This window comes from Streptomyces sp. NPDC004658, from assembly GCF_040609555.1.
Taxonomy (GTDB): domain Bacteria; phylum Actinomycetota; class Actinomycetes; order Streptomycetales; family Streptomycetaceae; genus Streptomyces.
On record NZ_JBEXKG010000013.1, the window covers coordinates 17,933 to 30,718 of the forward strand.

The 12,786-nt window shown below is 70.4% G+C and carries 10 protein-coding genes; all 10 read right to left on the reverse strand.

The genetic code is table 11. The annotated features are described in order from the left end of the window. Positions 1–63: 63 nt before the first annotated feature. A complete protein-coding gene (locus ABZV94_RS07765) occupies positions 64–2,025 on the reverse strand; it encodes a TIGR03960 family B12-binding radical SAM protein (protein WP_356338290.1) in 1,962 nt (653 codons plus the stop codon). Between the two features lie 70 nt (positions 2,026–2,095). Next, complete coding sequence (locus ABZV94_RS07770) at positions 2,096–3,598, reverse strand: CYTH and CHAD domain-containing protein (protein ID WP_356338292.1); 1,503 nt, start codon at positions 3,596–3,598, stop codon at positions 2,096–2,098. Positions 3,599–3,647: 49 nt separating this feature from the next. After that, positions 3,648–4,844, reverse strand: coding sequence for a rod shape-determining protein RodA (gene rodA, locus ABZV94_RS07775; RefSeq protein ID WP_356338294.1), 1,197 nt, complete (start codon positions 4,842–4,844; stop codon positions 3,648–3,650). Beyond that, positions 4,841–7,093, reverse strand: a complete 2,253-nt coding sequence (gene mrdA, locus ABZV94_RS07780; protein WP_356338296.1) for a penicillin-binding protein 2 — start codon at positions 7,091–7,093, stop codon at positions 4,841–4,843. The genes rodA and mrdA overlap by 4 nt, the downstream gene beginning before the upstream one ends. A 161-nt stretch (positions 7,094–7,254) precedes the next feature. Beyond that, positions 7,255–7,932 carry a rod shape-determining protein MreD gene (mreD, locus tag ABZV94_RS07785; protein ID WP_356338298.1) on the reverse strand — a complete coding sequence of 226 codons (678 nt, stop codon included), beginning with the start codon at positions 7,930–7,932 and terminating at the stop codon, positions 7,255–7,257. A 13-nt stretch (positions 7,933–7,945) separates the two neighbouring features. After that, positions 7,946–8,884, reverse strand: a complete 939-nt coding sequence (gene mreC / locus ABZV94_RS07790; RefSeq protein ID WP_356338300.1) for a rod shape-determining protein MreC — start codon at positions 8,882–8,884, stop codon at positions 7,946–7,948. 165 nt (positions 8,885–9,049) lie between these two features. Next, positions 9,050–10,069: a rod shape-determining protein gene (locus ABZV94_RS07795; protein ID WP_014672705.1), complete on the reverse strand. Its 1,020-nt coding sequence runs from the start codon at positions 10,067–10,069 to the stop codon at positions 9,050–9,052. A gap of 261 nt (positions 10,070–10,330) precedes the next feature. Then, positions 10,331–10,744 carry a nucleoside-diphosphate kinase gene (ndk, locus tag ABZV94_RS07800; protein ID WP_356338302.1) on the reverse strand — a complete coding sequence of 138 codons (414 nt, stop codon included), beginning with the start codon at positions 10,742–10,744 and terminating at the stop codon, positions 10,331–10,333. Positions 10,745–10,809: 65 nt separating this feature from the next. Then, positions 10,810–11,172 (reverse strand): DUF4233 domain-containing protein, encoded by a 363-nt coding sequence (locus tag ABZV94_RS07805; protein WP_356338304.1) that lies wholly within the window; start codon positions 11,170–11,172, stop codon positions 10,810–10,812. Positions 11,173–11,181: 9 nt separating this feature from the next. Further along, positions 11,182–12,696: a folylpolyglutamate synthase/dihydrofolate synthase family protein gene (locus tag ABZV94_RS07810; protein WP_356338306.1), complete on the reverse strand. Its 1,515-nt coding sequence runs from the start codon at positions 12,694–12,696 to the stop codon at positions 11,182–11,184. Between the last annotated feature and the right edge of the window lie 90 nt (positions 12,697–12,786).

Below are 12,786 nucleotides of genomic sequence, written 5' to 3' on the forward strand. Positions count from 1 at the left end.
GTGGGTGAACTGGCCTGACCACCACCGACGGTTCACTCGCCCGATGCGCGTGCCGCGCCCACGTCAGTGCGCGTGGCCTGACGAAGCGGGCGCCGGGCCGGCGTTCTTGACCGTCAGAGGAAGCAGCTTCTTCCCAGTCGGACCCACCTGGATCTGCGTGTCCATGGCGGGGCACACCCCGCAGTCGAAGCACGGGGTCCAGCGGCAGTCCTCGACCTCCGTCTCGTCGAGGGCGTCCTGCCAGTCCTCCCAGAGCCAGTCCTTGTCCAGGCCGGAGTCGAGGTGGTCCCAGGGCAGGACCTCCTCGTAGGTGCGCTCGCGGGTGGTGTACCAGTCGACGTCCACGCCGTAGGGGGCGAGGGCCTTCTCGGCGCACCGCATCCAGCGGTCGTAGGAGAAGTGCTCGCGCCAGCCGTCGAAGCGGCCGCCGTCGTCGTACACCGCGCGGATGACCGCGCCGATGCGGCGGTCGCCGCGGGAGAGCAGGCCCTCCACGATGCCCGGCTTGCCGTCGTGGTAGCGGAAGCCGATGGAGCGGCCGTACTTCTTGTCGGCGCGGATCTTGTCCCGGAGCTTCGCCAGGCGCTCGTCCGTCTCCTCGGCGGACAGCTGCGGGGCCCACTGGAAGGGGGTGTGGGGCTTCGGGACGAAGCCGCCGATCGAGACCGTGCAGCGGATGTCGTTCGAGCCCGAGACCTCGCGGCCCTTCTGGATGACGCGGGTCGCCATGTCGGCGATCTGCAGGACGTCGTCGTCGGTCTCCGTCGGCAGGCCGCACATGAAGTACAGCTTCACCTGGCGCCAGCCGTTGCCGTAGGCCGTGGCGACCGTACGGATCAGGTCCTCCTCCGAGACCATCTTGTTGATGACCTTGCGGATGCGCTCGGAGCCGCCTTCGGGGGCGAAGGTGAGGCCGGAGCGGCGGCCGTTGCGGGTCAGTTCGTTCGCCAGGTCGATGTTGAAGGCGTCGACGCGGGTGGAGGGGAGCGACAGGCCGATCTTGTCGTCCTCGTAGCGGTCGGCGAGGCCCTTGGCGATGTCGCCGATCTCCGAGTGGTCGGCCGACGACAGCGACAGCAGGCCGACCTCCTCGAAGCCGGTCGCCTTCAGGCCCTTGTCGACCATCTCGCCGATGCCGGTGATCGACCGTTCGCGCACCGGGCGGGTGATCATGCCGGCCTGGCAGAAGCGGCAGCCGCGGGTGCAGCCGCGGAAGATCTCCACGGACATGCGCTCGTGGACCGTCTCGGCCAGGGGGACGAGCGGCTGCTTGGGGTACGGCCACTCGTCCAGGTCCATGACCGTGTGCTTGGACACGCGCCACGGGACGCCCGACTTGTTCGGGACCACGCGGGCGATACGGCCGTCGGGGAGGTACTCGACGTCGTAGAACGCCGGTACGTAGACCCCGCCGGTCTTCGCGAGACGGAAGAGGACCTCCTCGCGGCCACCGGGGCGCCCCTCGGCCTTCCACTCGCGGATGATCCGGGTCATGTCCAGCACGGCCTGCTCGCCGTCGCCGATGACCGCCGCGTCGATGAAGTCGGCGATCGGCTCCGGGTTGAAGGCCGCGTGGCCGCCGGCCAGGACGATCGGGTCGTCGACCGTGCGGTCCCTGGCCTCCAGCGGGATGCCGGCCAGGTCCAGCGCGGTGAGCATGTTCGTGTAGCCCAGCTCCGTGGAGAAGCTGACGCCGAGCACGTCGAAGGCCTTCACCGGGCGGTGGCTGTCGACCGTGAACTGCGGGACGCCGTGCTCCCGCATCAGCGCCTCCAGGTCCGGCCACACGCTGTAGGTGCGCTCGGCGAGGACCCCTTCCTGCTCGTTGAGGACCTCGTAGAGGATCATGACGCCCTGGTTGGGCAGACCGACCTCGTACGCGTCCGGGTACATGAGCGCCCAGCGGACGTCGCACTCGTCCCACGGCTTGACCGTGGAATTGAGCTCTCCACCGACGTACTGGATCGGCTTCTGCACGTGCGGGAGCAGAGCTTCGAGCTGCGGGAAAACCGACTCGACAGGCATCTCGCGAACCTTCATGAGCTGACAGGGGGGACCCTCAAGCCTAACCCGCCCGGGGGCCTCCCCCGAACGCTCAGCCGGCGGCCCTGGACCTGGTCTCCTTCCAGACCCGGGGCAGCTCCGCCTCGGTCGCCGCCGCCCTCGCCTCCTCCCTGCCGTACAGCACCCCGTAGGTGAACGTGCTCTCCCCCGCCGCGTGCGCCACGGCCGCCAGCTCGCGGAGGGTGCGGCGGGCCATGACGCTGTCCTGGTGATCGCCCAGGAGGGTGGTCAGGGACTTCATGTCCTTGGTGAGGGCGCGGGCGGGGCGGCCCAGCGCCTCGGTGGCGGCCTCGGCGGCGTAGCGGGCGCGCTTGGCCTTCTTGCGGGCCTCGTGCAGGGCGAGGTCGCGGTCCTGCCCCGGCGGCAGCCCCAGCGCGTGCTCCACGACGTCCGTCAGCTTCTTCTCGTCCTTGCGTACGGCCTTGGCGAGCGCCTTGTCCGGTTTCTTGCCGGCCGCCCCGCGCAGCGGCGGGTCCGCGAGGAGGGCGTCCAGGGCGTCCAGCAGGGCCAGGTAGCGGCGGGAGTCGAGGACGCCGGTCAGGTGGGCGTGGGCGCCGCCGTGCCGGGCCCGGGACCATGCGGTCAGCCGCTCGGGGACCGGGCCGGTGACCAGGTCGGCCGGGAGCGCGTCGAGGGCGGCGGTCAGGCGGTCGGCCAGCACCTCCTGGTCGCGGTCGACGCCCAGCTCGCCCGCGAGCCACTTCAGCTCGGCGCCGACGGGGTCGGTGACCGTGCGGTCCAGGAGGGCGCCGAAGGTGCGCAGGGTGCTGCGGGCGCGACGGGTGGCGACCCGCATGCGGTGCACGGAGTCGGGCAGGTCGCGGCGGACGGCGGGGTCCAGCTCGACGAGCGCGTCCCGCTGGGTGCGGAGATAGGCGAGGACATGGTCACCGGCGGTCACCGGCGGCGGGGGCCCGGCCTTCTTCCGGCGCCGGCCGCCGGCCGTCTGTTCCAGGGCACGGGCCAGCTTCGACGGCGACCGGGACGGCCGCACGCCCGCCTTGCGGAGCCGTTTCTCCAGCTGGTCGAGGAGGGCCGGGTCGCCTCCGTCGGCCAGTTCCACCTCGATCTCGGTCCACTGGGCGACCCCGCCCTTGCCGCTGAGCCGCTCGGCGGTCACGGCGTCGACGCTGGCCTCGGCCAGCAGCGTGCCCTCGGCGTCGAGCAGGTGCCGGACGTCGCGGGCGGAGCGCAGCCGGACCAGCGGGACCAGTTCGGCGTCCCGGACGCGGGAGCGGACGAGGGCCGCGATCTCCTCGGGGACGGTGTCGGAGAGCGGGGCCTGGATCTCGTCGCGGACGCCGGGGGCGACCGGGAACTTCAGGTGCCAGCCGGCGTCCGCGCCGCCGGTGCGGCGGCGCAGGGTGAGTGCGGCGGCGGCCAGGCGTTCGTCGGCCGTGTCGTAGTACGTGGCGTCGAGTTCCATCAGGCCCTTGTCCAGGACGGCGGCCACCGCGCCGACGCCGGTCAGGTCGGGCAGCCCGCTGTCGTCGGACTCGTACTTGCGCTCGATCTCGCGTTTCGCATCCGCCATGCACCGAATCTAGTGTCCGGGGCGCCGGGAGGGCAGAGGGCGCCGAGGCCTACGCCGACATGGGCCGTTGCACCTTGATCGACTGCAACAGTCCCACCGCGACCCACACCGCGAACATGGATGAGCCGCCGTACGACACGAACGGCAGGGGCAGACCGGTGACCGGCATGATGCCGAGGGTCATGCCGATGTTCTCGAAGGACTGGAAGGCGAACCAGGCCACGATCCCGGCGGCGACGATCGTCCCGTACAGCTCGGTCGAGTCACGTGCTATCCGGCAGGCGCGCCACAGGACGACACCGAGGAGGAAGATGATGAAGCCGGCGCCGACGAAGCCCAGCTCCTCCCCCGCGACCGTGAACACGAAGTCGGTCTGCTGTTCGGGCACGAACTGGCCGGTGGTCTGCGAGCCGTGGAACAGCCCGGCCCCGGTGAGTCCGCCGGAGCCGATGGCGATGCGGGCCTGGTTGGTGTTGTAGCCGACACCGGCCGGGTCCAGGTCCGGGTTGGCGAAGGCCGCGAACCGGTTGATCTGGTACTCGTCCAGGATGTGCAGCTGCCAGATCGCGACGCAGCCGATGACACCGGCGGTGAGCAGACCGAAGACCCAGCGGTTGGAGGCGCCAGAGGCGAGCAGAACGCCGAGGATGATCGCCACCATGGCCAGCACCGAGCCGAGGTCGGGCATGAGCAGCAGGATCAGGATCGGTACGGCGGCCAGGCACAGGGACTGGAACACGGTCCGGTGGTCGGGGTACGGCTTGTCGCCGGCGTCCACCCGTGCGGCCAGCATCACGGCCATGCCCAGGATGATCGCCACCTTGAGGAACTCGGCGGGCTGGAGCGAGAAGCCGCCGATGACCAGCCAGTTGCGCTGACCGTTGATCGTGGCGCCGAGCGGGGTGAGGACCACCAGGGCGAGGAGCACCGAGAGGCCGTAGAGGACCGGCACGACGTTGCGCAGGGCGCGGTGGCCGAGCCAGAGCGTGCCGATCATCAGGGCGATCCCGATGCCGAGGTTCATCAGGTGCCGGAGCAGGAAGAAGTACGGGTCGCCCTGGTTCAGCTCGGTGCGGTTGCGGGTCGCCGAGTACACCAGCAGGGAGCCCAGCAGGGACAGGGCGGTGGCCGCGAGCAGTATCGGCCAGTCCAGCCGGCGGGTGAGCGAGTCGCGGGCGAAGATCCTGGTCCAGCCGGCCCGCTCGGGGCCGTACCCGGAGACGGAGAAGCTGTTCGCGCCGGTCATGAGGGCATCCTCCGGCTTCCCCTCCTGCGAGGCCGCCTGCGGGTGTCGCGGTTGCCCGTGGTGGGCGAGGGCGTGGTGCCCGCGGGCTGCTGGTCGTCGCCGTTGGTCGGGTTGTTCTTCTGGGCGGTCTCGGCGTCCTTCGCCGGGTCGCTGGTGATCTTCGGGGCGGCGATGGTGCCGTCCGTGCGGACCTTGGGCAGGCCCTTCTGCGGCTCGGGCAGCAGCGCCTTCCTGGTGTCGATGGAGCCGTCGCCCTGGACGCCGTAGAGGGCGCTGTAGATGTTGCGCACGGCCTCACCGGAGGCGCCGGAACCCGTACCGGCCTGGGCGATCGTCATGATCACCGTGTAGTCCTTGGAGTAGGTGGCCAGCCAGGACGTGGTCTGCTTGCCGTAGACCTCGGCCGTACCGGTCTTGGCGTGCAGCGGGATCTTGTCCTGCGGCCAGCCGCCGAACTTCCAGGCGGCCGTACCGCGGGTGATGACGCCCGCGAAGGCGTCGTCCATGCCCTTGAGGGTGGCCTGGCTGACGGGCAGCCTGCCGCGCTTCTTCGGCTTGATCTCCCGGACGGTCTTGCCGTCGGCGCTGATGATCGCCTTGCCGATGGTCGGCTGGTACATCGTGCCGCCGTTGGCGACGGCGCCGTAGATCACGGCCTCCTGGATCGGGGTGACGAGGGTGTCGCCCTGGCCGATGGAGTAGTTGATGGAGTCGCCCTCGCGCATCTTGTTGCCTTCGAGGCAGTTCTCGTAGGCGATCCTCTCGACGTAGGAGCCGTCCTTTTTGCCGGTCTTGCACCAGGCGTCCTTGTTGGCCTTCCAGTACGCCAGCTTCCACTGGCGGTCGGGGACGCGGCCGGTGACCTCGTTGGGCAGGTCGACGCCGGTCTCCCTGCCGAGGCCGAACTGGTGGGCGGCCTTGTAGAAGTAGTCCTTCGGCTGGCCCTTCTTGGGGTTGATGCCGCCGTCCTTCTTCCACTCACGGTCGGCGAGGCCGTAGAAGACGGTGTCGCAGGAGACCTCCAGGGCGCGGCCCAGGGAGATGGGGCCGAAGTTCTCGCCCTCGAAGTTCTTGAAGACCTGGCCGCCGACCGAGTAGGAGCTGGTGCACGGGTAGCGGCCGTCGAAGGGGTAGCCGGCCTCGACCGCGGCGGCCGTGGAGACCACCTTGAACGTCGAGCCGGGGGCGGCCTGACCCTGTATGGCCCGGTTGAGCAGCGGGTAGTCCGAGTCCTTGCCGGTGAGGGCCTTGTAGTCCTTGGCGGAGATGCCGCCGACCCAGACGTTCGGGTCGTACGTCGGCGCGGAGGCCATGGCGACGATCCGGCCGGTCTTGGCCTCCATCACCACGACGGCACCGGAGTCGGCCTTGTAGTTGGTGCCGGTGATCTTGTCGAACTGCTGGCGGGCGGCCTTCATCGCCTTGTCCAGCTCGTACTCGGCGACCCGCTGGACGCGGGAGTCGATGCTGGTGACCAGGTTCGAACCGGACTCGGCCGCGTCCGACTTGGCCTTGCCGATGACCCGGCCGAGGTTGTCGACCTCGTAGCGGGTGACGCCGGCCTTGCCGCGCAGCACCTTGTCGTACGTCCGCTCCAGACCGGAGCGGCCGACCATGTCGGAGCGCAGGTAGGGCGAGTCGGTGTCCTTGGCCTGCTGGATCTCGGCGTCGGTGACGGGCGAGAGGTAGCCGAGCACCTGGGCGGTGTTGGACTTGCCGGGGCCCGGGTAGCGGCGGACGGCCTCGGGCTCCGCGGTGATGCCGGGGAAGTCCTCGGAGCGCTCGCGGATCTGGAGGGCCTGCTTGGCGGTGGCCTCGTCGGTGATCGGGATCGGCTGGTACGGCGAGCCGTTCCAGCAGGGCTGGGGGGTCTTCGCGTCGCACAGCCGGACCTTCTGCATGACCTCCTCGGGGCTCATGCGGAGGACGCCGGCCAGCTTGGTGAGGACGGCCTTGCCGTCGTCCTTCTGCTTCAGCAGGTCGGTGCGGGAGGCGGAGACCACCAGGCGGGTCTCGTTGTCCGCGAGGGGGACTCCGCGGGCGTCCAGGATGTCGCCGCGCACGGCCGGGTCGACGACCTGCTGGACGTGGTTGCCGGACGCCTCCCTCTGGTACTCGGCGCCCTCCCGGATCTGGAGGTACCACAACCGGCCGCCGAGCGTGCCGAGGAGGGAGAGAACGAGGATCTGGATCACGACGAGCCGGATCTGGACCCGTGGGGTCCGACCGGTCTCGGGGATGTTGGTCACTGCGGCTGTCTCCCCCTCTCAGTGCGCCTGTGCGAGAACGCGTACGAATGATGAACGACCAGCCTGTGAACCCGCGTTCCGGGAACGCTGACCCGTTCGAGTGAACTCGCCGGAGGCCGACGCACCGGAGGCCGACGCACCGGCGTGGAACTCCCCGCCCCTCACAGTCGCTTGACCCCCTTGATGCGGCCGACCCGGGCGGAGCGCGTGCGCGCCTTGGCCTTCAGGGCGCCCAGACCGCTGCGCTGGCTGCCGATGCGCAGGCCCGTGCCGGAGGACAGCCAGCCCGAGGAGATGTCCCCGGCCTTGGCGGCGGGCCCGGTCTCGGTGAGCGGGTCGTTGTCGGCGCGGCGGGCCAGCCACATCACGCCGGGCACCACGAACGGGGCGAGCAGCAGGTCGTACAGGGCGGCGGAGAACAGCAGCCCGGGCAGGCCGACATGGCGGGCGGCGGTGTCGCCGACCAGGGCGCCCACCCCGGCGTAGAGCAGGGTGGAGCCGATGGCGGCGGCCACCACGACGGCCATCGGGCCGGTCGCCGACTTCAGCCGGCCGTTCTCCGGCTTGATGAGCCCGGCGCAGTAGCCGATGACGCACAGCACGAGCGCGTACCGGCCGGCCGCGTGGTCGGCCGGCGGGGCCAGGTCGGCGAGGAGACCGGCGCCGAAACCGACGAGGGCGCCGCCGACATGGCCGTAGCCCATCGCCAGACCGAGGACGGTGAGCAGCAGCAGGTCGGGAACGGCGCCCGGCAGGTGCAGCCGGGCGAGGACGCTGACCTGGATCACCAGGGCCACGACGACCAGCGGGGTGGAGAGCAGGATCCGGTTGACACGCATGGGGATACAGCTCCTACTGCTGCTCGTCGGTGGCGGGGGCGTCGGCCGACGGGGTGACCGTGACGGTCACCGTCGGCGTCGGGACCGGCTTCGGCTTGGCCGGGAGCACGGTGTCCCGCGGGTCGTTCTTCGGTGGCGCCACGACCACGCCGACGATGTCGAGCTTGGTGAAGCTGACGTACGGGGTGACGTACAGGGTGCGGGTCAGGCCGCCGCCGGAGGGGTCGACGCGGGAGACGACACCGACCGGGACACCGGGCACGAACGGCTTGTCGGCCTGCGAGCCGAACGTGACGAGCCGGTCGCCCTTCTTCACCTCCGCCTTGCCGTTGAGCAGTTCCACGCGCAGCGGGCGGTCGCCCTGCCCGGAGGCGAAGCCGAGTTCGTCGCCCGCCTCCATGCGGGTGCCGACGGTGAAGTCCGGGTCGTTGGCGAGCAGCACGGTGGAGGTGCTGGGGCCGACGGTGGTGACGCGGCCGACCAAGCCGTCCCCGTTCAGGACGGTCATGTCCCGTTTGATGCCGTCGTTGGCACCGGCGTCGATGGTGATGGTCCAGGAGAAGCCCTGGGCCGAGCCTATGGCGATGACCTGGGCGCCCTTGATGCCGTACTGCCCCTCGCCGGCCACCTTGAGCAGCTTGTCGAGCTGCTTGAGGCGGCTGCGGTTGCGGTCGTCGCTGCCGAGCTTGGCCTTGAGGGCCGCGTTCTCCTTCTCCAGCGCGGCGAGCCGGTCGTGCCGGCTGCCGGAGTCGCGGATCGCGGAGACGGCGTTGCCGACCGGCTCCACCGCGGAGGACAGCCCGTTCTCGACCGGGCCGAACACCGCCGCGGCGGCGTGCCGGGCACCGTCGACCGGGGAGTTCCGGCCTCCGCGGATGTCCACCGTGATCAGCGCGAACGCGATGGCGACCAGCAGGACCAGGAGCAGCCGGCTCTCTTTCGTGTCCCTCACGTGCGGCGGCCGTGCCCTTCCTCAAGTAGGAATTCGTCGGACCCCTGGACGACGCGCATGCCATGGCGCGACCCAAGAGACCCGTTTGCGGGAGCTTATGCCTCTATATCAACGATCCGCCGCACGAGAGGAGAACGTCTCGTACGGCGGAATCGAAGAGTTACGTCATCTGCGCGGCTGGGCGTCCAGGACCTGCTGCAGCGCCTCGAACTCCTCGACGCACTTGCCGGATCCGAGCGCGACGCTGTCCAGCGGGTCCTCGGCGATGTGGATCGGCATGCCGGTCTCCCGCCGCAGTCGCTCGTCGAGCCCGCGCAGCAGGGCTCCGCCGCCGGTCAGAACGATTCCTCGGTCCATGATGTCGCCGGACAGTTCCGGCGGGCACTTGTCGAGGGTGGTCTTCACCGCGTCCACGATCGCGTTGACCGGCTCCTCGATGGCCTTGCGGACCTCGGCCGCCGAGATGACGACGGTCTTCGGCAGGCCGGACACCAGGTCCCGGCCGCGGACTTCGGTGTGCTCGTCGGTGTCGAGGTCGTACGCCGAACCGATGGTGATCTTGATCTGCTCCGCCGTGCGCTCACCCAGGAGGAGGCTGTACTCCTTCTTGATGTACTGGATGATCGCGTTGTCCAGTTCATCGCCGGCGACGCGGATGGACTGGGCGGTGACGATCCCGCCGAGCGAGATGACCGCGACCTCCGTGGTGCCGCCGCCGATGTCCACCACCATGTTGCCCGTGGCCTCGTGGACCGGCAGACCGGAGCCGATGGCGGCGGCCATGGGCTCCTCGATGATGTGCACCTGACGGGCGCCGGCCTGGGAGGACGCCTCGATGACGGCCCGGCGCTCGACACCCGTGATGCCGGAGGGCACACAGACGACGACCCGCGGCCGGGCCAGATACCGCCGCTTGTGGATCTTGAGGATGAAGTAGCGGAGCATCCGCTCGGTGATCTCGAAGTCGGCGATCACGCCGTCCTTCAGCGGACGGACCGCCACGATGTTGCCCGGCGTCCGGCCGATCATCTTCTTCGCTTCGGCACCGACCGCGAGGATCCCACCCGTGTTGGTGTTGATCGCGACGACGGACGGCTCATTCAGTACGATCCCGCGACCCCTGACGTACACCAGCGTGTTGGCGGTCCCGAGGTCGACAGCCATGTCACGGCCGATGAACGACATTGAGTTCCCCATCCGGATTCATCTGGCCTTCCCGAGCTTTTGAGGGCATGTCAGGTCGGCGAGGCGGGTGCTGTGACGTGAAGGCTTCCATCGTAAACGCGCCTGCACGAACACTGCGCGAGGGTCTCCGCCATTGTCACCAGATGGCGTGCCGCCCCGCTTGTGGAGACGGGCGTTCGGGGGCGCTCGTTCCCTCAAATGCCAGGACTGTCCCGGAAAGGTCCGGGCGTGGTCCCGGACCTTCGCCGCGGCGGGCGGGTCCTACACACGGCCCGGGAAGAAGATCTTCACCTCGCGCTCGGCGGACTCCTCGGAGTCGGAGGCGTGGATCAGGTTCTCGCGGACGATCACGCCGTAGTCACCGCGGATCGAACCGGGCGCGGCGGCGATCGGGTCGGTCGGGCCGGCGAGCCGGCGCACGCCCTCGACGACCCGCTCGCCCTCCACGATCAGCGCGACGACCGGACCGGAGGACATGAACTCCACCAGCGGCTCGTAGAACGGCTTGCCGACGTGCTCGGCGTAGTGCTGCTCCAGCGTGCCGCGGTCCAGGGTGCGCAGCTCCAGCGCGGTGATCTGCCAGCCGGCCTTGCGCTCGATACGGCTGATGATCTCGCCGGTCAGGCCACGACGGACGGCGTCGGGCTTGAGGAGGACGAGGGTGCGCTGGCTCACGGGAGGCTCCTTACACGACGTGCGAGTGCGGTGGGACGAGGTTACAGGGCGTGTCGGGCCCTTTGTTACGCAGCGTCAGCCGTGGAGGAGGAGGACTGGGCCTGGGCCGCGAAGCGGGCCTTCGCTTCGTCCACTTTTCTCCCGAAGTGCACCGACGCCCACCACAGCGCGGCGAACAGCGCGCCCAGGAAGTACATGGTCGGGACGAAGACACCGGAGGCGATCAGGGCGATCTGGAGGGCCCAGCCGAGGGCCACCCCGCCGGGCCGGGTCACCATGCCGCACAGCAGCACGCACAGCAGCATGGCGATGCCGCTGACCAGCCACACCGTCGACGTGGACAGGCCCGGGTCCTTCATGGCGACGAGCCCGGCGAAGCCGATGACGAAGAACTCGCCGATCAGGGTCGATGCACAGAGCGTACGCATGGTCGCCTCTCAGCCCTTCCCCAGCAGCAGCCGGGCCTCGCCGACCGTGATGACGGAACCGGTCACCAGCACACCGCCGCCCGCGAACTCGCCCTCCTCCTCGGCCAGCGTGATCGCGGCCTCCAGGGCGTCCGGCAGCCGCGGCTCGACCTGCACCCGCTCGTCGCCGAACACCTCGACGGCGATCGCGGCCAGCTCGTCCGCGTCCATGGCGCGATGGCTGGAGTTCTGCGTGACGACGACCTCCGCGAAGATCGGCTCGAAGGCCTCCAGCAGCCCGCGCACGTTCTTGTCGCCGCTCGCGCCGACGACCCCGATCAGCCGGGTGAAGTCGAACGCCTCCCGCACGGCCTCGGCGGTGGCCTCGGCACCCGCCGGGTTGTGCGCGGCGTCCAGCACCACGGTGGGAGAGCGCCGTACGACCTCCAGCCGGCCCGGGGACGACACGGCCGCGAACGCCTTGCGCACGGTGTCGATGTCCAGCGGCTCGGCGCGCTGCGCGCCGACGCCGAAGAACGCCTCCACGGCGGCGAGCGCGACGGCCGCGTTGTGCGCCTGGTGGGCGCCGTGCAGCGGGAGGTACACCTCGGGGTACTCGCCGCCGAGGCCGCGCAGCGTGAGCAGCTGCCCGCCGACGGCGACCTGCCGGGCGACGACCCCGAACTCCAGCCCCTCGCGGGCGACCGTGGCGTCGACCTCGACGGCCTTCTTCAGCAGCACCTGCGCCGCGTCCACCGGCTGCTGGGCCAGGATGACGGTGGCGTCCTGCTTGATGATGCCGCTCTTCTCGCCGGCGATCTCCGCGTGCGTCTCGCCGAGCCGGTCGGTGTGGTCGAGGTCGATGGGGGTGACGACGGCGACGTCGCCGTCGATCACGTTGGTGGCGTCCCAGGAGCCGCCCATGCCGACCTCGACGACGGCGACGTCCACGGGGGCGTCCGCGAAGGCCGCGTACGCCATGCCGGTGAGCACCTCGAAGAAGGACAGCCGGTACTCCTGCTGCCCGTCGACCATCTCGACGTACGGCTTGATGTCCTGGTACGTCTCGATGAACCGCTCGGCGGTGATCGGGGCGCCGTCCAGGCTGATCCGCTCGGTGATCGACTGCACGTGGGGGCTGGTGTAGCGGCCGGTGCGCAGCTCGAAGGCGCCGAGCAGGGCCTCGATCATGCGGGCGGTGGAGGTCTTGCCGTTCGTTCCGGTGATGTGGATCGAGGGGTACGACCGCTGCGGCTCGCCCAGCACGTCCATCAGCGCGGCGATGCGGCTGACCGATGGCTCCAGCTTCGTCTCGCCCCAGCGGGTCGCCAGCTCCGCCTCGACCTCGCGCAGGGCCCTGTCGGTCTCGGGGTCCTCGGGGCGGGCGGGCACCTCCGCCTGCGGAGGACCGCCCTGGGTGCGCAGGGTGCGGCTGCCGGCCTCGATGACCGCGAGGTCGGGGTCGCGGGTGGTCTCGGCCTCGATGATCTCGTCGAAGGAGTCGAGGGGGTCGGGGGTGTCGCTGGTGCCGGGCGCTTCGCTCACGAGGCCCAGTCTACGGAGCGGGTGACTGCGCCGCTGCGGCGGTATGGGGTGGCTTGTCTGGCCGGCCGGCCGCGGGCCGCCAGGGGCTGG